We start from the raw sequence: 21,195 nt of genomic DNA on the forward strand, positions 1-21,195 counted from the left end.
TGACGTCGTGTAGAGTCACGCAATCAAATGCATGCCAGCGTCCATGCGCACGACCTCGCCAGTCATGTTGCTGGAGGCCGGCATCGCCAGGAAGCAGACGAGCTGCGCGATGTCGTCGGCGGTTGACGCGACCTTCAGCGGCACCTTCGCCACCACGCTGTCGCGCACCTGCTTTGCGCCGGCCTCGCCGCGGCCCTTGGTGAACCAGGGCGTGTCGATATAGCCGGGGCATACCGTGTTGACGCGGATCAGGGGCGCCAGCGCGCGCGACAGCGACAGCGTCATCGTGTTCAGCGCGCCCTTGCTCGCGGCATAGGCGATCGACGAGCCGACGCCGCTGATGCCGGCGACCGACGACACGTTGACCACCGCCGACGGCCGCCCCGACGCCTTCGCGCCGGCTTCCAGCAGGCTGCGCGCCGCGCGCACCATCTGGAACGGGCCGATGGTGTTGACGCCGTAAAGGCGCTGGAAATCTTCCGCCGACAATCCGTCGAGATCGGCATGGGCGACATGCTTGGTGGTGCCGGCATTGTTGACGAGCACGTCGAGCCGGCCCCAGCCGCTGGCTGCCGCAACGATCTTGCGGCAATCCTCATCCTTGGAAACGTCGCCCTGGGCGACCAGGACTTCCGCAGCGCCCGCGTTGCGGCAGAGCTCTGCCGTGGCCTCGGCTTCCTTCTGGCTCGACGAATAGTTGATGACGAGCCGCGCCCCGCTCCGTGCGAGAATTTCCGCGGTCGCTGCGCCAAGTCCGGATGCGGACCCCGTCACGATTGCGCATAAGCTGTCTTTGGCCATCCGGATTTCCTTCCCCTGTATCTGATGCAAGCCTTGGGTCGCTGGCCCTGTTTAGCGAGTTTGCCGCACCCTGCAAATCGAGCAAACTCCGCTAAGCGGAATTAGTCCAGATCGGTTCTCGCGCCCATGCCGGTGCCGCAGATGGGCTTGCGATCAACGCTTGTCAGGGCCATGGCTTTTTCAGATCATCGGGCGCAAGAAGAGACCGCGCGCCGGCTTGACTTGGCGGGACGCGCCAATGGCAAAGCACGGGGAACGCTGTGGCGGAGAGTGACAATATCGTCGTCGAGACCGCGGAAAAAATCTTCGCCGATCTCGCCGACCCGCAGACCATCAACAACGACAAGAAGGATTCCTGGCAGGCGCCGCTATGGCAGGCGCTGAGCGAGGCCGGACTGCCGCTGTCCTGGGTGCCGGACGATCTCGGCGGCTCCGGCGCAAGCCTTGCCGACGGTTTTGCGCTGCTCAACGCGGCCGGCCGCTTCGCGGTCGCGGTTCCCCTCGCCGAGACCATGTTGGCGGGCTGGCTGCTCGCGCAGGCCAGGATCGCCTCGCCCGAAGGCGAGATGACGGTCGTCCCGGCGAGCCCGAAGGATCGCGTCACGCTCGATGCCGACGGCGCGCTCTCCGGCCGGGCCCGCGGCGTGCCCTTTGCCAAGGCCGCGAAACATTTTGCCGTGCTGGCGCATGGCAAGGACGGCGCCGTGATCGCACTGGTCGATGCCAGCAAGGGCCGGATCGAATCCGGCCTTAATGTCGGCTACGACCACAGCGACACCGTCACGCTCGACAAGGCCCAGCCAATCACCATCAAGCCGGCGCCGAAGGGCTTTGACCAGACCGCCCTGATGCTGATGGGCGGCGTCGCGCGCAGCCTCCAGATCGCGGGCGCGCTGGAAGCGATGCTCGACATCTCCGTGCGCTACTCCAACGAGCGCGTCGCCTTCGAGAAGAAGATCTCGAAATTCCAGGCCGTGCAGCACAATCTCGCGCGGCTTGCCGGCGAATCCGCCGCAGCGCTCGCGGCCGCAACCTCCGCGGCCGATGCCATTGCAAACGCAACGTCGTTCAACGACGAGGTCTACCTGGAGGCCGCCTCGGCAAAGATCCGTTGCGCGGAAGCCGCCGAAAAAGGCGGCGCCATCGCGCACCAGGTCCATGGCGCGATCGGCTTCACCATGGAGCACATCCTGCACCGCTATTCGCTGCGGGCGCTGGCCTGGCGCGACGATTTCGGTTCGGAAAGCCACTGGGCCGTCGAGCTCGGCAAGCTGGTCGCAAGGCGCGGCGCCGACGAACTGTGGCCGCTCGTAGCTTCGCGTTGATCGGGAGACGAAACACATGACCGCTGCCCTCCGTTTCGATCCGATCCGCCTGCCCGAGAAGTGCGAGCAATTGCGCAAGGAAGTGCGCGCGTTCCTCGCCGAGGAGATCGCCGCCGGCACTTTCGATCCGCACAAGCCCAACCGCGAAGACACCGACGCGCCGGAATTTTCCCGCCGGGTCGGCGCCAAGGGCTGGCTGGGCATGACCTGGCCGAAGAAATATGGCGGCCAGGAGCGCTCGTTCCTCGAACGCTACGTGGTGACCGAGGAGATGCGCGTGGCGAATGCGCCGACGCGACGCTTCTTCGTCGCCGACCGCCAGAGCGGGCCGGTGCTGCTGAAATACGCCCCTGAACACATCAAGATGGAGATCCTGCCGCGCATCTGCCGCGGCGAGATCTGCTTTGCGATCGGCATGAGCGAGCCGAATTCCGGCTCGGACCTGTTCGCGGCGAAGACCCGCGCGACCAAGACCGACGGCGGCTATCTCATCAACGGCACCAAGATCTGGACCTCGTCGGCGCATATCGCCGACTACATGATCGCGATCTTCCGGACGTCGCCGCCGACCAAGGAGAACCGCCGTCACGGCCTGACGCAGTTTTTGGTCAAGATGAAGCAGCCGGGCATCCAGGTGAACCCGATCGGCCAGATCACCGGCCAGTACGAGTTCAACGAGGTCGTCTTCACCGACTTCTTCGTCCCTGACGATCACGTGCTCGGCGAGGTCGACGGCGCCTGGAAGCAGGCGACGAGCGAGCTTGCCTACGAACGTTCGGGCCCCGAGCGCTTCCTGGAAACGTACTATGTGCTCACCGAGCTGGTCCGCGCGGTCGGTCCCGATCCGGACACGCGCAGCGCCGAAGGCATCGGCCGGCTGGTGGCACAGCTCCACACCATGCGGCGCATGTCGGTCTCCGTCGCCGGCATGCTGCAAGCCGGCAAGGAGCCGGTGGTGGAAGCCTCCATCGTCAAGGACATCGGCACGGTCTGGGAGCAGCAGCTTCCGCATCGCGTGCGCGATCTCGCCGCCTTCGTCGAGGAGACCGCGACCAACCGCGAGACGCTGGAGCGGCAGCTCGACTTCGCCATCAAGACCGCACCGAAACTCACCATCCAGGGCGGCACCACCGAGGTGCTCCGCGGCATCATCGCGCGCGGGCTTGGCTTGCGCTAGCGCTGATGAAAGCAAGCTCCCGGCCACGCGCTCCGTTCACCTCTCCCATAGGGAGAGGTGGTTCTTCGCTACGGACAGATCGAGATATAGGAGGCCACATGAGCACGTATACAGATATCGGCGTCGACAAGGTCGGGCATGTCGGCACCATCGAGATCCGCCGTCCGCCGCTCAACTTCTTCGACATCTCGCTGATCAACCAGATCGCGGACGCGCTCGACGAGTTCGACCGCGACATCGAGATCCGCGCCTCGGTGCTCTCGGCGCAGGGCAAGGCGTTCTGCGCCGGCGCCAATTTTGGCGACCCTGCGCGACAAGCCCAGGAAGCGCGCGCGGCCGAGAAGAAGGGCGACCCGGCCGACAACCTTGGCCCGATCAGCCATCTCTACATCCAGGCCGTGCGCATCTTCCGCGCCAAGAAGCCGATCGTCGCCGCCGTGCAGGGCGCGGCGATCGGCGGCGGCCTGGGCCTCGCGGTGTCCGCGGACTTCCGCGTCACCTGCCCCGAAGCACGCTTCTCCGCGAACTTTACAAAACTCGGCTTCCACCCCGGCTTCGGCCTGACCGTGACGCTGCCGGAGCTGATCGGCAAGAACAACGCCGAGCTGATGTTCTACACCAGCCGCCGCGTCACCGGCGAAGAAGCGGTCAAATGGGGCCTCGCCAACGAGCTGGTGCCGCAGGACCAGGTGAAGTCGGCCGCGCTGAAGCTCGCCGGCGAGATCGCCGAGTGCTCACCGCTCGGCCTGCTCTCGACGCGCGCGACGATGCGCGCCAGCCTCGCCGACCGCGTCATGGCCGCCACCAACCACGAGCTCGCCGAGCAGACCCGCCTGCGCGCGACGGAAGATTTCAAGGAGGGTGTGAAGGCGACGGAAGAACGGCGCGCGGCGAATTTCAAGGGGCGGTGAGCGGGCTGCCTTTCGCCATATCATTCACGCGCCTCCACAACTTCCCCTGTCGTCCCGGCGAAGGCCGGGACCCATAACCCCAGGGAGAAGTTGTGGAGCGAAGCAGGAAACCACGAGTCTTCGCCAAACCACTCCCTGTGGTTATGGGTCCCGGATCTGCGCTTCGCTTGTCCGGGACGACAGCGGTGTTTGTGGTGCGCTACTTCCGCCCCACCACCAGCGCATCCACGATCGTCACGCCCTGCCCTTCGGCGTGCACCAGCACCGGGTTGAGCTCGATCTCCGCGATGTCCCTCGCATGCCGCGCGGCGAGCACGGAGACGTCCGCGATCAATTGCGATAGCGCCACGACATCCGCCTTCGCTGCTCCGCGAAAACCGTTCAGCAATGGCGCCGCCTTCAAACCCTTGAGCATCGCCCCCGCCTCCTCCGCACTCACAGGCGCCGGACGATAGGCGACGTCACGGAACAGCTCGGTGGTGATCCCACCGAGACCCACCATCACCATCGGACCAAAGGTCTCGTCCGTCATCGTGCCGACGATGATCTCGACGCCCTGCTTCGCCATCGGGCCGACCAGCACGCCCTGGATCACCGCCTCCGGCCGGTGCTTGCGCGCATTGCCCAGCAGCGCCTCGAACGCCAGAAACACCTCGCCCTTGGCGGCGATGTTGACGCGCACGCCGCCGATCTCGCTCTTGTGCGCGATGTCGGGCGACTGGATCTTCATCACCAGCGGGAAGCCGACGCGGGCGACCGCTTCATCGAGCCCGGCCTTGTCCTTCACCAGCACTTCGTCCGGCAGCGCGATGCCGGCGGCGCGCAGCAACGCCTTGCTGTCGGCCTCTGACAGAACCGGCGAGGTCAGATGCGCGGAGAGATCGCGCGACGGCAACCGCGCCTCGTCCGCGGGCTTCGGTAGCTCGAAACGGGCGTAATCCACGAGTTGCCGCATCGCGACGCCGGCATGGGACAGGCCGGAGAGCACGACGACGCCGGATTTGGCAAGCTCGCGCCGTGCGAAGTCGGACGGCACCGTGTAGGAATAGAACAGCACCGGCTTGTGCTGCGCCGCCAGCACCGGCGTCAGCTCCTCCTCCCTGAAGGGCTTGCGCATCTCGCTCGACAGCGACAGCACGACCAGGATCGCGTCGACCTCGTCCGAGGCCGTGAGCAGATCGACGCTCTTCTGAAGACCGCCCGACGTGACGCCCTGCGCGGTGACGTCGATCGGATTGCGCGCGGTGCCGTAGGACGGCATCAGCGTCTTGATCTCCGCCTGGACCGGTTCGGACAATTCCGGCACCTGCAAGCCCCGCAGCGCCACCGCATCCGCGCCCCAGATGCCGGCGCCGCCGGAGACGGTGACGACCGCAACGCGATCGCCCTTCGGCAACGGGTTGCTCGCCAGCACGGCGGCAATCGTCAGCGCCTCGTCGAGATCGTTGGAGACGATGAAGCCGTATTTCGCGAACACCGCATCATACGCTGCCGACCAGCCGGCCATGCTCGCGGTATGCGAGGCCGCGGCGCGCTGGCCTGCGCCGGAGCGGCCGACTTTCGTCACGATGACGGGCTTCTTCACCTCCGCGGCGCGCCGCGCCGCCGCGAGAAACTTGCCAACGTCGCGGATGCCTTCGATGAACAGCAGGATCACGTCGGTCGAGGAATCCTGCACCAGGTAATCGAGGAATTCGCCGGCGCCGAGATCGGATTCGTTGCCGGCGCTGACGACGTAGCTCACGGCGACACCGAGCGCCCGGGCGCGGTGATAATAGGCAAAGCCGATGCCGCCGCTCTGCGCGACGATGCCGATTCGTCTTTGCGTGGCGACGAGCGGCACCACACCCGGCTTGACGTCCACGGCCGGGCTGAACGTCGCCGCCACGCGCTGCATCTGGCTGAAAAAGCCCTCCGCGTCGGGGCCGGAGATCCGCATGCCCGTGCGCTTGGCCAGCGCCGCGATCGCATCCTGCATCGCCGCACTGTCGCCGCCCTCCTCCGCAAAGCCGGAGGAGATGATGACGGCGTTCCTGACGCCGGCGACGGCGCATTGCTCGAGCGCAGGCAGCACGGCACGGGCGGGAATGATGACGACGGCGAGATCGATCGGCGCACGGATCTCCGCGATCGACTTGTAGCAGGCGAGCCCGTCGATCTCGGCGTAGTTCGGGTTCACCGGATAGATCTTTCCGGGATACTCGTTCTTGCGCAGCATCGCGAGCAGCCGCCCGGGAATCTTCTCGTGATCGCGCGAGGCGCCGATCAGCGCGATGCTGGCGGGCGAAAAGAAGCCGTCGAGCGGATGGGACATTGGGAGGCGAGTCCTTTTTCGTGGAGCCGTGCACTCTCTCAAACCGTCATCCCCGCGCAACGGCGAAGCCGTTGTCGCTGGAGGCGCGAGATCAGCGGCGCAAACTGCGCCGCTGGGCGAGCCTCGAAGGATGAGCGGCCCGGCCGGTGGCCGTTCATCCTTCGAGGCTCCCTGCACGGCGCTGCGCACCGTACAGCTCGCACCTCAGGATGACGGTTTGAGAGCTACGAAGGCGAGAGCTCAAGCGGTGAGCCGGAACGTCACTCCACCCAGCAGGAACTCGTTGCCAGCCACCGCGAGGCCTTTCGCCCTGGCCGCATGCAGCACGCCCGCGACATCAGCCACCCGGAACTCCAGCGCGCTCATGATCTCGCTACGCCCCTTCACGAAACGAAAAGTTGCGTTGGGCAGCCTCAGCTCCGCATCGCTTGGCGCAACCCCGATGATCCCGCCCCAGTGCTCCGCCAGCCCCGCTGGATCCGGGCTCTGCATCTCCACCGCTGTCAGCGCCTGCGTCACATCCTTGCGGATGAATTTCTGCCAGTCCGGTCCCGCCGGCGGATACGGCCCCAGAATGTCGTCGCTGCCTTTGGTGTGGTTGAACTCGATGAAGGCCGCGCGGCAGTCGCGCGGATGGAGCTGCACGCCGTGATACGGCGCGTGGTCGATCACGTTCGCCGTGCGCACGCCGAGCGCGTTGGCGTTGCGGCCGCGCTCGTCCGGATCGTTGCAGCAGAAGATCGCCATGTAGCCGCCGCGGCCGCCGGTCTTCTCGATGAAGCGGCCGGCGGTGGTGCCGTCCTTGAAGGGTGCGACCACCTCCAGCAGGATCGTGTCGACCGGGAGCAGGGCGTTCTCCAGGCCGTATTTTGCGACATTGCCGTCGCGGTAGCAGACAGCGAGGCCCATGATCTCCGCGATGTCGGAGATCACGGGCGTGAGCTGCGGCGCGACCAGGCAGATCTGTCGCAAGCGCACATAGGGCGCCATGGTCATGCGCCCTTGAAGGTCGGCTTGCGCTTCTCGACGAAGGCCTTTGCGGCCTCCTTGTGGTCCTCGGTGTCGCCGCAGCGGGTGTGATGGATCGCCTCGCCGTCGAAGCAGTCTTCCAGCGCCAGATGCTCGGCATTGTTGATGTTGCGCTTGATGAAGCCGAGCGCGATCGAGGGGCCCTGCGCCAGCGACAGCGCGAGCTCGTGGGCGGCAGTGTCGATCTCGGCGTCGGGCACGACCTTCGTCACCATGCCGATGGCCTGCGCCTCCTTCGCGGTGAGCACCGGCGACATCAGATAGAGCTCGCGCGCCCGCGCGCTGCCGAGCAGCTGGGTCAGGAAATAGGTGCCGCCGTAATCGCCGGAGAAGCCGACCTTGGCGAAGGCGGTGGTGATCTTGCAGGATTCAGAGGCGATGCGCAGATCGCAGGACAGCGCCATCGAGAGGCCGGCACCGGCCGCGGCGCCGTCGAGCTGCGCCACCACGGGTTTCGGCATCTGGTGCAGGATGCGCGAGACCTCCATGCCGCGGCGCAGATTCGCAAGCTTCTGCTCGAACGGCAGCGGCGCGCGGCCCTCCGCCATCGACTTGACGTCACCGCCGACACAGAACGAGCCCCCGGCGCCCTTGAACAGCACCGCGCGCACCTCCGGATCGTCAGCCGCGCGCCGCGCCGCCTCGACCAGCCCGCGCACCATGTCCGGGTTGAGCGCGTTCTTCCGTTCGGGGCGATTCATCGTGATGGTGAGCAGCCCGCCTTCGAGCTTTTGCAGGACCATGTCGTTGCTCATGGGACGTCTCCCTCTTGTTGTTTGTTGTTTCGTCATTCCGGGGCGCGCCGACCGTTAGATTGTCGTTCCGGGGCTCGCGAAGCGAGAACCCGGAACCTCGAGATCCCGGGTTCGCTTCGCGCCCCGGGATGACGTCATGACTTACGTCACGCCGTCACTTCTTCACCAGCGGGCAGCGCGACTGCTCCAGCGACTGGAACGCTTCGCTGCCGGGCACGGTGGCGAGCAGCTTGTAGTCGTCCCAGCGGCCCTTGGATTCCGACGGCTTCTTCACCTCGAACAGGTACATGTCGTGGATCATGCGGCCGTCCTCGCGGATCTTGCCACCCTTGGCGAAGAAATCGTTGATCGGCGTCTCCTTCATCACCTTGATCACCGCAGCCGCATCCGTAGTGCCCGCCGCCTTCACGGCTTTCAGGTAATGCGTCACGGAGGAGTAGACGCCGGCCTGCGCCGAGGTCGGCGGCCGCTTCATGCGCTCGGTGAAGCGCTTGGAGAATGCACGCGTGTCGTCGTTGAGGTCCCAGTAGAAGGCTTCCGCCAGCAGCAGGCCTTGCGCGGTCTCCAGTCCGATCGAATCGATATCGGTCACGAAGGCCAATAGCGGCGAGACCTTCTGGCCGCCCTTGGTGATGCCGAACTCGGCCGCCTGCTTGATGGCATTGACGGTGTCGCCGCCGGCGTTGGCGAGGCCGATCACCTTGGCCTTGGAGGCCTGGGCCTGGAGCAGGAAGGATGAGAAGTCCGACGTGTTGAGCGGATGGCGCACGCCGCCGAGCACCTTGCCGCCGGTCTTGGTGACGACGGCGCTGGTGTCCTTCTCCAGATCCTGGCCGAAGGCGTAGTCGGCGGTGAGGAAGAACCAGGTGTCGAGGCCCGACTTCACGGCCGCAAGGCCGGTCACGTTGGCCTGGCCGTAGGTGTCGAACACGTAGTGCACGGTGTAGGGACCGCAGGCCTCGTTGGTGAGACGGATCGAGCCCGGGCCGTTGAACATGATGATCTTGTTGCGTGCCTTCGCGATCTCGCCCGCCGCAAGCGCGGTCGCGGAGGCCGCGACGTCGTAGATCATCTCGACGCCCTGGTTGTCGAGCATGTCGCGGGCGATGTTGGCGGAGAGATCCGCCTTGTTGAGATGGTCGGCCGCCAACACCTGGATCTTGCGTCCCAGCACCTCGCCGCCAAAATCCTCAGCGGCCATCTTGGCTGCGGTCTCGCTGCCGGGACCGGTGATGTCGGCATAGAGGCTCGACATATCGAGGATGCCGCCGATCTTCAGGGGCGGCTTGTCCTCGGCCTGCACGGCACTCGCACTCAGGGCCAACGCGGCGGCAAAAATGCCCGGCAAGATTCTCGTCATCGAAAAAGACCTCCCTTATCGCGCCGTACTCTGATGGCGGCTTGGTTATTGCTCTTGGTTATCGCTATTGCCGCAATCATGCCGCATGCGCGAGGGGGCAGCAAGCGCGAGGGGCGTGCAGGTCGCGCGATCGTCACGCGTTTTCCGCAAAGCGGAATGGTGGAATGACGCAAGACGTTTCCGCACCGTCATTGCGAGCGCAGCGAAGCAATCAGACTGTCACCGCGGGGACAGTCCTGGATTGCCTCGCTGCGCTCGCAATGACGCATGTGAGGCAATGGCTGAGCGTCACACGGCCACTGGATCGGATCGAAGCACTTCGTCGTTGGCCTCGTCTGAGTTAAGAGTGAAGCGTAACGCAACCTCTCCGGGCAACGTGACGCGACTGCTTCACCTCATCGTCGCACTTCTTCTCGTCGCGGGTCGCACTGCGTTCGCGGCGCCGTGCGAGTTCGAGTCGCAGGGCGATGGCCGCGTCGCCGCGATCGTCGATGCGCGCAGCGTGCGTCTGGACGACGGCCGCGAGATCCGCCTTACCGGAATCGAGCCGACCGCAACGACGAAGCAGGCGCTGGCTTCGCTGCTCGTCCGCCGCGACGTGACGCTGCGGAGCGCCGACGACACGCCGGACCGCTATGGGCGCCAGGGCGGGTTGATCTTCATCGGCGACAGCGACACCCCGGTGCAGGCGCTGCTGCTGGCCCAGGGCGACGCCATCGTCTCCGCCGAGATCGCCGACGGGGACTGCGCGGCCGCCCTGATGTCGTCCGAGGCCGAGGCGCGACGCCAAAAAAAGGGCAACTGGGCTGACCCGTCGGCCATAAAAAACGCGGAAAGTCCGGACGATATTTTGGCCGGGATCGGGCGTTTTGTGGTGGTCGAGGGCAAAGTCCTGTCGGTCCGGCAAGCTGGGGCAATGACCTACCTCAACTTCGGACGGAACTGGACACGCGGCTTTGCCGTGACTATTTCAAGGCGCGCGTTACCGGCGTTCGAAACCGCCGGGATAGCCCTTAAGTCCCTGGAAAATCGACGTATTCGAGTCCGGGGCTGGGTTGAGGGGAATACGGGGCCGCGTATCGATGTGCGCCTCGTTGGACAGGTCGAGTTGCTGGGTGCAAACGAGCCGGCAGGGGTAAGGCCTTAAACGGGCCGGGCACGGGTTAAGCGACGTGAATGGGGTGCTAGAACAGCACTGGACGGGTGAAGGCCGCCGCCTTCGGGCTGCGCCGGCCGTGCTATGCCTTTTGCTGGGCACGGCGCTCGCCGGTTGCGGCGACATGAACCGGTTCCAGACCGCGGCGGCCCCGCCGGTGGTCGCGATGCCCAAGCCGAAGCCGGCCGTCGCGCAGACCCCCGCCACCGAAAAGGAGCACGAGCGCATCCTGGCGAGCTATGGCGGCACCTATGACGACCCGAGGCTCGAATCGCTGGTCACCAAGACCGTCGACCGGCTCGTCGCCGCCTCCGACCGCCCCGACCAGGGCTACCGGGTCACCATTCTGAATTCCGGCGCGGTCAACGCCTTCGCGCTGCCGAACGGCCAGCTCTATGTCACGCGCGGTCTTCTTGCGCTTGCAAGCGATACGTCGGAATTGTCCTCCGTGCTCAGCCACGAGATGGCGCATGTGCTGTCCAAGCACGCCGCGATGCGCGAGGACCAGGCGCGCCAGGCCGCGATCGTCACCCGTGTTGTCACCGACATGAGCAACGATCCCGATCTCACCGCGCTCGCGCTGGCCAAGACCAAGCTCACCATGGCGAGCTTTTCGCGCAACCAGGAGTTCGAGGCGGACGGCATCGGCGTCGGCATCTCCGCCAAGGCACATTTCGACCCGTATGGTGCCGCGCGCTTCCTTTCCGCGATGGAGCGCAATGCCGAGCTCAAGGCCGGCAAGACCTCGCTCGATCCGCGCGCGCAGGACTTCACCTCGTCGCATCCGGCAACTCCGGAGCGTGTGCAGAACGCGCAGACCATCGCGCGGCAATACGTCGCTCCGGAAGGAGGCGAGCGCGACCGCGAGAGCTATCTCGCTGCGATCGACAACCTCGTCTATGGCGAAGACCCGAGCGAAGGTTTTGTCCGCGGCCGGCGTTTCCTGCATCCGAAGCTCGGCTTCACCTTCCAGGCGCCGGACAATTTCACGCTCGACAACACCGCGCAGGCGGTGATCGGCGTGCGCGACGGCGGCTCGCAGGCGATGCGCTTCGACGTGGTGCGGGTGCCGGCCGAGCAGTCGCTCGGCGATTACCTCAATTCGGGCTGGATGGAAGGCGTCGAGAAGGCGTCCACGGAAGACATCACCATCAACGGCTTCCCGGCCGCGTCCGCCACCGCCAAGGGCGACCAGTGGCAGTTCAAGGTCTATGCGCTGCGTTTCGGCAGCGACGTCTACCGCTTCATCTTCGCGGCACGGCAGAAGTCGACCGAGAGCGAGCGCAATGCGCGCGAGACCGTCAACTCGTTCCGTCGCCTGACCCTCGACGAGATCCAGGCCGCCCGCCCGCTGCGCATCAAGGTCATCACCGTGCAGCCCGGCGACACCGTGGAATCGCTCTCCCACCGCATGGCCGGCGTCGATCACCCCGCCGAGCGCTTCCGCGTGCTCAACGGCCTCGATCGCAACGCGCAGGTGAAGGTGAGGGATCGCGTGAAGGTCGTGGCGGATTGACGCTGCGCTAAGCGCGCGTCATCCCGGGGCGCGCTTGGCGCGAACCCGGGATCTGGAGCCACGAAGACACTGCCGTAGGGTAGGCAAAGCGTAGCGTGCCCACCATTTCCGATCGAAATCGTTGAGAGAGGTGGGCACGGCGCCATGCGCCTTTGCCCACCCTACAAGCTCCGCACTTGACTAAGCGCCCGCGTCCATGTCGCCCGCCTCGCGCTGGCCGCTGAGCCAGAGCGCGAGCAGCGTCCAGAACGCGCCCGAGAGCAGATACGCACCCGAGGCGATGACACCGAGATTTGTGGCGAGCAACAGCGCGACCAGCGGCGCGAAGCCGGCGCCGAACAGCCAAGCCATGTCGGAGGTCAGCGCCGAGGCCGTGTAGCGATACGCCTGCTTGAAGTTCGAAGCGATCGCGCCCGAGGACTGGCCGAACGACAGGCCGAGCAGGATGAAGCCGATCACCATGTAGATGGTCTCGCCGAACGCGCCGGCGTCGAGCAGCTGCGGAGCGAAGCCGCTGTAGACCGCGATCGCGATCGCCGATCCCATCAGCAGCGACTTGCGGCCGACGCGGTCGGCGATGATGCCGGAGGCCACGATCGCGGCGACGCCGAACACGGCGGCGACGATCTCGATGATCAGGAAGCGCACCGGGCTTTCGCGGGTGAACAGGAACACCCAGGACAGCGGAAACACCGTGACCATGTGGAACAGCGCAAAGCTCGCCAGCGGCGCGAATGCGCCGAGCATGATGTTCTGGCCTTCGCGCGCGACCGTCTCGGAGATGCGCGCGGGCTGCAATTCACGGGTCTCGAACAGCGTCGCGTATTCTTCCGTCGTCACCATGCGCAGGCGCGCGAACAGCGCCACGACGTTGATGGCGAAGGCGACGAAGAACGGATAGCGCCAGCCCCAGTCGAAGAAATCGTCGGCCGAGAGGTTGCCGGCGAAATAGGCGAACAGCGCGCTCGCCACGATCAGCCCGAGCGGGGCCCCGAGCTGCGGCACCATCGCGTACCAGCCGCGCTTGGAGGGCGGAGCGTTCAGCGCCAGCAGCGAGGCCATGCCGTCCCAGGCGCCGCCCCAGGCCAGACCCTGCGCGATACGCGCCAGCGCCAGCAGCCAGATCGCGGCGCTGCCAATCTCGGAATAGCCGGGCAGGAACGCGAGCGCCACGGTGGCGGTGCCGAGCAGGAACAGCGCCGAGACCAGCTTGGCCGTCTTGCCGTACTCACGGTCGACCGTCATGAAAATGACGGTTCCGATCGGCCGGGCCATGAAGGCCAGCGCGAAAATCATGAAGGAATAGAGCGTGCCGGTCAGTTCGCTGGTGAACGGAAACACCAGGCGCGGGAACACGATCACCGAGGCGATCGCGTAGACGAAGAAGTCGAAGAATTCCGAGGTGCGGCCGATGATGACGCCGATGGCGATCTCGCCGGGACTGGCCTGGTCGTGGCCGTGCTCGCCCGAGTGGAGGTCTGCCATTGCAGGGGTCTGTGCCGTCGCCATTCGTGCGCCCTTAACGTCCTGAAAACCAAAGCCGACCGCCCGGCGGGGCGCCAGGCAATCCGGGCCTGTCTGGCCCAACATTCCGCACTGCAACATTGGACAAATTGTCCAATGTCCGGATTGCTGCGCCGCAGCTACCCGTTGGCCCCGCAAAGGAAACTCATTCTCAAAGGCTCGGCCCGTGTCCCGTCTCAAGATCCTGGCGCTGCTACCCTTGGCAGCCGCGCTCAGTGGCTGCAACTACGTCGTGCTGGCGCCAGCCGGCGACATCGCTGCCCAGCAGCGCGACCTCGTCATCATCTCCACCGTCCTGATGCTCCTGATCGTCGTCCCCGTGATGGCACTGACGGTGCTGTTCGCCTGGCGCTACCGCCAATCCAACACCTCGGCCCGCTACGAGCCGGATTGGGACCACTCGACCAAGCTCGAGCTGGTGATCTGGTCGGCGCCGCTGCTGATCATCATTTGCCTGGGCGCGCTGACCTGGATGGGCACGCATCTGCTCGACCCCTATCGCACGCTCGGCCGCATCCACGCCGACCGCGCCGTGGACCAGTCCAAGGCCCCGCTCGAGGTCGACGTCGTCGCGCTCGACTGGAAGTGGCTCTTCATCTATCCGGACTACGGCATCGCCACCGTCAGCGACCTGGCGGCGCCGGTCGATCGCCCGATCAACTTCCGCATCACCGCCTCCTCGGTGATGAACTCGTTCTACATCCCCGCGCTCGCCGGCCAGATCTACGCGATGCCGGGCATGGAGACCAAGCTCCACGCCGTCGTGAACCACACCGGCACCTACAAGGGCTTCTCGGCGAACTACAGCGGCGCCGGCTTCTCCGGCATGCACTTCGACTTCCAGGGCCTCGACGACAAGGGCTTTGACGCCTGGATCGCCAGCGCCAAGTCCGCCGGCGGCTCGCTCGGCCGCGCCGAATATCTCCAGCTCGAAAAGCCGAGCCAGAACGAGCCGGTGCGGCGCTACGGCACCATCGATACCGATCTCTACCGCCTGATCCTCAATATGTGCGTCGAGACCGGCAAGATGTGCCAGAGCGAGATGATGGCGATCGACGCCAAGGGCGGCCGCGGCCATGAAGGCCTGAACAACACCCTGCCGCTCGCCTACGACAAGTACGCCCGCCGCGGCACCGCGCTCGGGCCCGAGCCGACCTTCGTCGCCGGCACCTGCACGCCGGATGCGCCGCAGGGCCAGACCACCGCGTCGATCAAGGCGCCGGCCGACACCGCGCCGCTGCTCGGCGCCGGCCTGAAGCGGCCGACCTTCACGCCGCTCAAGTCCTCGTCCTTCTTCCTCGGACAGCGTCCGAAGTCAGACTCCTAAAGAGAGCTCGCATGTCTCCTGATCTTCTCAAGCTCATCTTCGGCCGGCTCGGCCTCGAGTCACTGCCACTGCACGAGCCGATCGTCGTCGGCACCTTCGTGGTGGTCGCGCTCGGCGGCGCCACGCTGCTCGGCGGCCTCACCTATTTCCGTCTCTGGGGCTACCTCTGGCGCGAATGGTTCACCACGGTGGACCACAAGCGCATCGGCATCATGTACATGATCCTCGGCATCGTGATGCTGCTGCGCGGCTTCGCCGACGCGCTGATGATGCGCGGCCAGCAGATGCTCGCGTTCGGCGGCTCCGAAGGCTATCTCAACGCCCATCACTACGACCAGGTCTTCACCGCCCACGGCGTGATCATGATCTTCTTCGTGGCTATGCCGCTGGTCACGGGCCTGATGAACTACGTCGTTCCGCTCCAGATCGGCGCGCGCGACGTGTCGTTCCCGTTCCTGAACAATTTCAGCTTCTGGATGACGGTCGGCGGCGCGGTGCTGGTGATGGCCTCGCTGTTCATCGGCGAGTTCGCCCGCACCGGCTGGCTCGCCTATCCGCCGCTGTCGAACATCGGCTACAGCCCTGATGTCGGCGTCGACTATTACATCTGGGCGCTGCAGGTCGCCGGCGTCGGAACGACGTTATCCGGCATCAACCTGATCTGCACCATCGTCAAGCTGCGGTGCCCCGGCATGACCATGATGAAGATGCCGGTGTTCACCTGGACCTCGCTCTGCACCAACATCCTGATCGTCGCCTCCTTCCCGGTTCTGACCGTCGTGCTCGCGCTGCTCTCGCTCGATCGCTACGTCGGCACCAACTTCTTCACGAACGATTTCGGCGGCAGCCCGATGATGTACGTGAACCTGATCTGGATCTGGGGCCATCCCGAGGTCTACATCCTGGTTCTCCCCGCCTTCGGCATCTTCTCGGAAGTCACCTCGACCTTCTCCGGCAAGCGCCTGTTCGGCTACACCTCGATGGTCTACGCCACGGTGGTCATCACCATCCTGTCGTATCTCGTGTGGCTGCACCACTTCTTCACGATGGGCTCGGGCGCCAGCGTGAACTCGTTCTTCGGCATCACCACGATGATCATCTCGATCCCGACGGGCGCGAAGATGTTCAACTGGCTGTTCACGATGTATCGCGGCCGCATCCGCTACGAGCTGCCGATGATGTGGACGATCGCCTTCATGCTGACCTTCGTGCTCGGCGGCATGACCGGCGTTCTGCTGGCGGTGCCGCCGGCCGACTTCGTGCTGCACAACAGCCTGTTCCTGATCGCGCACTTCCACAACGTGATCATCGGCGGCGTGGTGTTCGGCGCGTTCGCCGGAATCAATTATTGGTTCCCGAAGGCGTTCGGCTTCAAGCTCGATGTGTTCTGGGGCAAGCTGTCGTTCTGGTTCTGGGTCGTCGGCTTCTACCTCGCCTTCATGCCGCTCTATGTGCTCGGCCTGATGGGCGTGACCCGCCGCCTGCGCGTGTTCGACGATCCGTCCTTGCAGATATGGTTCGTCATCGCCGCGATCGGCGCCGGCCTCGTCTTCCTCGGCATTCTCAGCATGCTGATGCAGTTCGCGGTCAGCTTCCTCAAGCGCGAGCAGCTTAAGGACGTCTCCGGCGATCCCTGGGACGCGCGCACGCTGGAATGGGCGACCTCCTCGCCGCCGCCGGACTACAACTTCGCCTTCACCCCCGTCGTTCACGACAATGACGCGTGGTGGGACATGAAGAAGCGCGGCTACCAGCGTCCGCTCATCGGGTTCAAGCCGATCCACATGCCGAGCAGCACCGGCACCGGAATCATCCTCGCCGGCCTGGCAACCGCGATGGGATTCGGCCTGATCTGGTACATCTGGTGGCTGGCCGCCGCGAGCTTCATCGCGATGCTCGCCGTCGGGATCGGTCACACCTTCAACTATCACCGCGACTTCGACATTCCGGCTGACGACGTCATCCGGACCGAGGACGCGCGCACCAAACTGCTCGCCGGAGCCAAGTAAATGACTGTCGCTGTCAATCCCTCGCAGACCGGCGAGCCGGTCTTCTATCTCGCCGACGAACACCCGCATCCGGAAGGCTACAGCACCTCGCTCGGCTTCTGGATCTACCTGATGAGCGACTGCCTCATCTTCGCGATGCTGTTCGCCGCCTTCGGCGTGCTCGGCGCCAACTACGCCGCCGGCCCCGCGCCGAAGGACCTGTTCGACCTCGACCTGGTCGCGGTGAACACCTCGATGCTGCTGCTGTCGTCGATCACCTACGGCTTCGCGATGTTGACGATGCAGCAGAACAAGATCGCGCAGACGCAGATGTGGCTGGCGATCACCGGCCTGTTCGGCGCCGCCTTCATCGGCATCGAGCTGACCGAGTTCGCCCACATGATCCATGAAGGCGCAACGCCCCAGCGCAGCGCCTTCCTGTCCGCCTTCTTCACCCTGGTCGGCACCCACGGCCTGCACGTCAGCTGCGGCCTGATCTGGCTGGTCACGTTGATGGTGCAGGTCTGGAAGTTCGGCCTGATCGAAGCCAACCGCCGCCGCCTGATGTGCCTGTCGATGTTCTGGCACTTCCTCGACGTGGTCTGGATCGGCGTCTTCACCTTCGTCTATCTCCTGGGAGTTCTGCGATGAACACCGATACCCACGCCGTCCACGCGGGCGACCATCACCACGACGACGGCCACGCCCACAGCACGTTCTCGGGCTACATGCTCGGCTTCGTGCTCTCGGTGGTGCTCACCGCGATCCCGTTCTGGCTGGTGATGAGCGGCGCGCTGCCGAGCAAGCAGATCACCGCGCTGGTCATCATGGCCTTCGCGGTCGTGCAGATCGTCGTGCACATGATCTACTTCCTGCACATGAACACGAAATCCGAGAACGGCTGGAGCATGATGGCGCTGATCTTCACCATCGTCATGGTGGTGATCGCGCTGTCCGGCTCGCTGTGGGTGATGAACCACCTCAACAGCAACATGATGCCGATCCACCAGATGAGCGGAATGAAGTGAGCGAATTGGGGACCGTGACGAGCAAGGCAGGACGGGCGCGCCGTAAGGCTGCGCGCCCGTCCTTCTGGCTCACGGTCCTCTCGCTCACGGCCTTTGCCGCTCTGATCGCGCTCGGCGTCTGGCAGATCGAACGCCGCGCCTGGAAGCTGGCGTTGATCGACCGCGTCGAGCAGCGCGTCCATGCCCCGGCCCAGCCGATCCCCTCGCCCGCTTCGTGGCCTGCGGTCTCCGCCACAAGCGACGAATACAGGCATGTCACCGTCGCCGGCCGCTTCCTGCATGACCGCGAGACGCTGGTTCAGGCCGTCACCGAGGAAGGCCCCGGCTATTGGGTGCTGACGCCTCTCAAGCGCGACGATGGCACCCAGGTCCTGATCAATCGCGGCTTCGTGCCGCCCGAGCGGCGCGAGGCATCGACGCGCCGGAACGGCAATCCGGACGGCGAGGTCGAGATCACCGGCCTGCTGCGCATGACGGAGCCAAAAGGCGGCTTCCTCCGCAACAACGTGCCCCAGCACAACCGCTGGTACTCGCGGGATGTCGCCGCGATTGCGGCGGCGCGCGGCCTCCACGATGTCGCACCCTTTTTCGTCGATGCCGATGCCGGATCACAAACCGCCCAAGGCCCCATCGAGGGCCCCATCGGCGGATTGACCGTGATCCGCTTTCCCAATAACCACCTGATCTACGCGCTGACGTGGTTTGCCCTGGCGTTCATGCTGGCCGGTAAACTTTTCGTCACATTCGGCGGCGGGCTGTTCCGCCGCGGGCGCTTCGTCCACGAACCGGCCGGCGGCTCCGATGCTGCCGCCCGCAGGACGGGATCAGATGCTGGAACGATCGTCGAACAGACCTGACGACCGAAGAACGCCTCCCCAGGCGTTTGGCGAGCTCGCCGTCACGCTGCAATCGCAGGCGGACGCGCGCAGCGAGCTGATCGGCGCTGCGCCGACCGACGACGAGACCAACCGCAAGAACATGGCGTTGCTGATCCAGTTGCGCTGGACCGCGGTGGTCGGCCAGATCGTGACCATCGGCGGCGTGCATTTCTGGCTCGGCATCCCCCTGCCGCTGGAGCGGATGGGCGCCGTGATCGGCGCGCTGGTGCTGCTCAACGTCTCGAGCCTGGTCTGGGTGCGCCATCGCGCCGCGATCTCCAGCAACGAGCTGCTGGTCGCCTTGATGCTCGACGTCGCCGCGCTGACCGCGCAGCTCTATCTCAGTGGCGGCGCCACCAATCCGTTCACCTCGTTATTCCTGCTCCAGGTGACGCTGGGCGCGGTGCTGCTCGATGCGCGCTCGACCTGGTCGCTGGTGGCGCTGACCTGCGCCAGCTTTGTCTGGCTGACATTGGCGTACCGGCCGCTCGACCTGCCGCCGAACCCGATCAGCGAGGCCTACAGCCTCACCGTGGCCGGCATGCTGTTGGGCTTCGTGCTCAACGCCGTGCTGCTGGTCGTGTTCGTCACCCGCATCAACAGAAACCTGCGCGAGCGCGACGCGCATCTGGCGGCGTTGCGCCAGCATGCGGCCGAGCAGGACCACATCGTCCGTATGGGCCTGCTTGCCTCCGGCGCGGCGCACGAGCTCGGCACCCCGCTGGCCTCGCTCTCGGTGATCCTCAGCGACTGGCGCCGCATGCCGGATCTCGCCGCCGATCAGGAACTCGCCGAGGATCTTGCGGAGATGGAGACCTCGCTGCAACGCTGCAAGTCGATCGTGACGGGCATTCTGGTGTCCGCCGGCGAAGCGCGCGGTGAAGGTTCCTCGCCGACGACGGTGACGGCCTTCGTCACCGCACTGGTCGATGAGTGGCGCAACGCCCGTTCGGCGCGCACGCTCTATTTCGTCAACACGTTCGGCGAGAACGTCGCGATCGCCTCGGACGTCGCGCTGAAGCAGGTGATCTTCAACGTGCTCGACAACGCCTATGAGGTCTCGCGCGACTGGGTCGAGCTTCTGGCCGAGCGCGAGGGCGACAATCTCGTGCTGTCGATCAGCGACCGCGGCCCGGGCTTTGCGCCGGAGATGCTGGCGCAGCTCGGCAAGCCCTATCACTCAAGCAAGGGCCGCGCCGGCGGCGGGCTCGGCCTGTTCCTGGTGGTCAACGTTGTGCGCAAGCTCGGGGGCAGCGTAACCGCCGAGAACCACAGGAAGCGCGGCGCCACCGTCCGCCTGACCCTGCCGCTCGCAACGCTCGCGATCGGAGGCAGCTTTGACGCCTGACCGTTCGCTCATCGTCGTCGAGGACGATGAAGGCTTTGCGCGCACGCTGAAACGCTCGTTCGAGCGCCGCGGCTACGAGGTCGTGCTCGCCGGCTCGATCGAGGAGGTGCGGAAAGTGCTGGAGGAGCGATCCTTCGGCCACGCCGTGGTCGATCTCAAGCTCGGCGGCGCTTCGGGCTTGGCTTGCGTCGAGCTGCTGCACACGCACGACGAGGAGATGCTGATCGTGGTGCTGACCGGCTTTGCCAGCATCTCGACTGCCGTCGAGGCGATCAAGCTCGGCGCCTGCCACTATCTGGCCAAGCCGTCGAACACCGACGACATCGAGGCCGCCTTCAACAAGGCCGAAGGCAATGCCGAAGTCGCGCTCGATGCGCGGCCGACATCGATCAAGACGCTGGAATGGGAACGCATCCACCAGACCCTGATCGAGACGGATTTCAATATTTCGGAGGCGGCGAGGCGGCTCGGCATGCACCGGCGGACGCTGGCGAGGAAGCTGGAAAAGCGGCCGGTGAAATGAGGCAAGGCCTCCTTCTCCTCGTCGTCCTGGACCAGCGAGCAAAGCGAGCGCCGATCCGGGACCCATCACCACAGGCTGCGGTTTGACGAAGGCTGAAACTCCGAGCCGTCGCAGCAACTCAAACCTGGGGTAATGGGTCCTGGCCTTCGCCAGGACGACGCTTGGTATGACCCTGCCCCCAAGCAAAAAGCCCGGCCGCAAGGCCGGGCTTTTGATCTGTTGCGATCGACGCGAC

18 protein-coding genes are annotated in these 21,195 nt (G+C 65.5%); 12 read left to right on the plus strand and 6 right to left on the minus strand.

All coding sequences use genetic code 11. From position 1 onward, the window contains the following. Window positions 1-15: 15 nt before the first annotated feature. Window positions 16-801, minus strand: a complete 786-nt coding sequence (locus ACE10W_RS39520; protein WP_011082969.1) for an SDR family NAD(P)-dependent oxidoreductase — start codon at window positions 799-801, stop codon at window positions 16-18. A gap of 260 nt (window positions 802-1,061) precedes the next feature. Here ACE10W_RS39520 and ACE10W_RS39525 point away from each other — a divergent pair, with 260 nt between their 5' ends. The 3 genes from ACE10W_RS39525 (at window position 1,062) to ACE10W_RS39535 (ending at window position 4,214) form a co-directional block, all read left to right on the plus strand. Continuing rightward, window positions 1,062-2,126 carry an acyl-CoA dehydrogenase family protein gene (locus tag ACE10W_RS39525; protein WP_028175141.1) on the plus strand — a complete coding sequence of 355 codons (1,065 nt, stop codon included), beginning with the start codon at window positions 1,062-1,064 and terminating at the stop codon, window positions 2,124-2,126. Between the two features lie 16 nt (window positions 2,127-2,142). Further along, complete coding sequence (locus ACE10W_RS39530; RefSeq protein ID WP_304549270.1) at window positions 2,143-3,303, plus strand: acyl-CoA dehydrogenase family protein; 1,161 nt, start codon at window positions 2,143-2,145, stop codon at window positions 3,301-3,303. A gap of 98 nt (window positions 3,304-3,401) precedes the next feature. Further along, window positions 3,402-4,214: an enoyl-CoA hydratase/isomerase family protein gene (locus tag ACE10W_RS39535; RefSeq protein ID WP_304549271.1), complete on the plus strand. Its 813-nt coding sequence runs from the start codon at window positions 3,402-3,404 to the stop codon at window positions 4,212-4,214. A 199-nt stretch (window positions 4,215-4,413) separates the two neighbouring features. Here ACE10W_RS39535 and ACE10W_RS39540 read toward each other — a convergent pair whose 3' ends face one another. The 4 genes from ACE10W_RS39540 to ACE10W_RS39555 form a co-directional block, all read right to left on the minus strand. Then, window positions 4,414-6,528: an acetate--CoA ligase family protein gene (locus ACE10W_RS39540; protein ID WP_304549273.1), complete on the minus strand. Its 2,115-nt coding sequence runs from the start codon at window positions 6,526-6,528 to the stop codon at window positions 4,414-4,416. A 240-nt stretch (window positions 6,529-6,768) separates the two neighbouring features. Next, window positions 6,769-7,518: a hypothetical protein gene (locus ACE10W_RS39545; RefSeq protein ID WP_304553931.1), complete on the minus strand. Its 750-nt coding sequence runs from the start codon at window positions 7,516-7,518 to the stop codon at window positions 6,769-6,771. Between the two features lie 2 nt (window positions 7,519-7,520). Further along, window positions 7,521-8,312 carry an enoyl-CoA hydratase gene (locus ACE10W_RS39550; protein WP_011082975.1) on the minus strand — a complete coding sequence of 264 codons (792 nt, stop codon included), beginning with the start codon at window positions 8,310-8,312 and terminating at the stop codon, window positions 7,521-7,523. 154 nt (window positions 8,313-8,466) lie between these two features. Continuing rightward, a complete protein-coding gene (locus ACE10W_RS39555) occupies window positions 8,467-9,672 on the minus strand; it encodes an ABC transporter substrate-binding protein (protein WP_011082976.1) in 1,206 nt (401 codons plus the stop codon). 346 nt (window positions 9,673-10,018) lie between these two features. On the opposite strand from ACE10W_RS39555, the gene ACE10W_RS39560 reads away from it, so the two are divergent. Both ACE10W_RS39560 and ACE10W_RS39565 read left to right on the plus strand, forming a co-directional pair. Further along, entirely contained in the window at window positions 10,019-10,819 is an 801-nt protein-coding gene (locus tag ACE10W_RS39560; RefSeq protein ID WP_370204961.1) for a thermonuclease family protein, read from the plus strand. 133 nt (window positions 10,820-10,952) lie between these two features. Further along, window positions 10,953-12,344 (plus strand): M48 family metalloprotease, encoded by a 1,392-nt coding sequence (locus ACE10W_RS39565; RefSeq protein WP_304549277.1) that lies wholly within the window; start codon window positions 10,953-10,955, stop codon window positions 12,342-12,344. A gap of 180 nt (window positions 12,345-12,524) precedes the next feature. On the opposite strand, the gene ACE10W_RS39570 is transcribed toward ACE10W_RS39565, so the two are convergent. After that, complete coding sequence (locus tag ACE10W_RS39570) at window positions 12,525-13,853, minus strand: MFS transporter (protein ID WP_304549278.1); 1,329 nt, start codon at window positions 13,851-13,853, stop codon at window positions 12,525-12,527. 181 nt (window positions 13,854-14,034) lie between these two features. On the opposite strand from ACE10W_RS39570, the gene cyoA reads away from it, so the two are divergent. The 7 genes from cyoA to ACE10W_RS39605 are packed head-to-tail and all read left to right on the plus strand — an operon-like array spanning window position 14,035 to window position 20,960. Next, entirely contained in the window at window positions 14,035-15,195 is a 1,161-nt protein-coding gene (gene cyoA / locus ACE10W_RS39575) for a ubiquinol oxidase subunit II (RefSeq protein ID WP_304549279.1), read from the plus strand. An 11-nt stretch (window positions 15,196-15,206) separates the two neighbouring features. Then, entirely contained in the window at window positions 15,207-17,204 is a 1,998-nt protein-coding gene (gene cyoB / locus ACE10W_RS39580; protein WP_011082982.1) for a cytochrome o ubiquinol oxidase subunit I, read from the plus strand. Further along, window positions 17,205-17,834 carry a cytochrome o ubiquinol oxidase subunit III gene (cyoC, locus tag ACE10W_RS39585; protein ID WP_011082983.1) on the plus strand — a complete coding sequence of 210 codons (630 nt, stop codon included), beginning with the start codon at window positions 17,205-17,207 and terminating at the stop codon, window positions 17,832-17,834. Then, a complete protein-coding gene (cyoD, locus tag ACE10W_RS39590) occupies window positions 17,831-18,211 on the plus strand; it encodes a cytochrome o ubiquinol oxidase subunit IV (RefSeq protein ID WP_304549282.1) in 381 nt (126 codons plus the stop codon). Before cyoC ends, cyoD begins: the two co-directional genes overlap by 4 nt. Then, window positions 18,208-19,068, plus strand: coding sequence for an SURF1 family protein (locus tag ACE10W_RS39595; RefSeq protein ID WP_304553932.1), 861 nt, complete (start codon window positions 18,208-18,210; stop codon window positions 19,066-19,068). Before cyoD ends, ACE10W_RS39595 begins: the two co-directional genes overlap by 4 nt. Beyond that, window positions 19,040-20,437, plus strand: a complete 1,398-nt coding sequence (locus ACE10W_RS39600) for an ATP-binding protein (protein ID WP_304549283.1) — start codon at window positions 19,040-19,042, stop codon at window positions 20,435-20,437. The genes ACE10W_RS39595 and ACE10W_RS39600 overlap by 29 nt, the downstream gene beginning before the upstream one ends. Continuing rightward, on the plus strand, window positions 20,427-20,960 hold the full coding sequence (locus tag ACE10W_RS39605) for a response regulator transcription factor (protein ID WP_027545216.1): 534 nt from the start codon (window positions 20,427-20,429) through the stop codon (window positions 20,958-20,960). Before ACE10W_RS39600 ends, ACE10W_RS39605 begins: the two co-directional genes overlap by 11 nt. The last annotated feature ends 235 nt before the right edge of the window (window positions 20,961-21,195 follow it).

This window comes from Bradyrhizobium sp. B025, from assembly GCF_042257955.1.
Classification (GTDB): domain Bacteria; phylum Pseudomonadota; class Alphaproteobacteria; order Rhizobiales; family Xanthobacteraceae; genus Bradyrhizobium; species Bradyrhizobium diazoefficiens.

Coding starts and splice junctions, on each gene's coding strand:
- ACE10W_RS39520 (WP_011082969.1), bottom strand. CDS start 801: ATGGCCAAAGACAGCTTATGCGCAATCGTGACGGGGTCCGCATCCGGA.
- ACE10W_RS39545 (WP_304553931.1), bottom strand. CDS start 7,518: ATGGCGCCCTATGTGCGCTTGCGACAGATCTGCCTGGTCGCGCCGCAG.
- ACE10W_RS39570 (WP_304549278.1), bottom strand. CDS start 13,853: ATGGCGACGGCACAGACCCCTGCAATGGCAGACCTCCACTCGGGCGAG.
- cyoC (WP_011082983.1), top strand. CDS start 17,205: ATGACTGTCGCTGTCAATCCCTCGCAGACCGGCGAGCCGGTCTTCTAT.
- cyoD (WP_304549282.1), top strand. CDS start 17,831: ATGAACACCGATACCCACGCCGTCCACGCGGGCGACCATCACCACGAC.
- cyoB (WP_011082982.1), top strand. CDS start 15,207: ATGTCTCCTGATCTTCTCAAGCTCATCTTCGGCCGGCTCGGCCTCGAG.
- ACE10W_RS39550 (WP_011082975.1), bottom strand. CDS start 8,312: ATGAGCAACGACATGGTCCTGCAAAAGCTCGAAGGCGGGCTGCTCACC.
- ACE10W_RS39555 (WP_011082976.1), bottom strand. CDS start 9,672: ATGACGAGAATCTTGCCGGGCATTTTTGCCGCCGCGTTGGCCCTGAGT.
- ACE10W_RS39565 (WP_304549277.1), top strand. CDS start 10,953: ATGAACCGGTTCCAGACCGCGGCGGCCCCGCCGGTGGTCGCGATGCCC.
- ACE10W_RS39530 (WP_304549270.1), top strand. CDS start 2,143: ATGACCGCTGCCCTCCGTTTCGATCCGATCCGCCTGCCCGAGAAGTGC.
- ACE10W_RS39600 (WP_304549283.1), top strand. CDS start 19,040: ATGCTGGAACGATCGTCGAACAGACCTGACGACCGAAGAACGCCTCCC.
- ACE10W_RS39535 (WP_304549271.1), top strand. CDS start 3,402: ATGAGCACGTATACAGATATCGGCGTCGACAAGGTCGGGCATGTCGGC.
- ACE10W_RS39540 (WP_304549273.1), bottom strand. CDS start 6,528: ATGTCCCATCCGCTCGACGGCTTCTTTTCGCCCGCCAGCATCGCGCTG.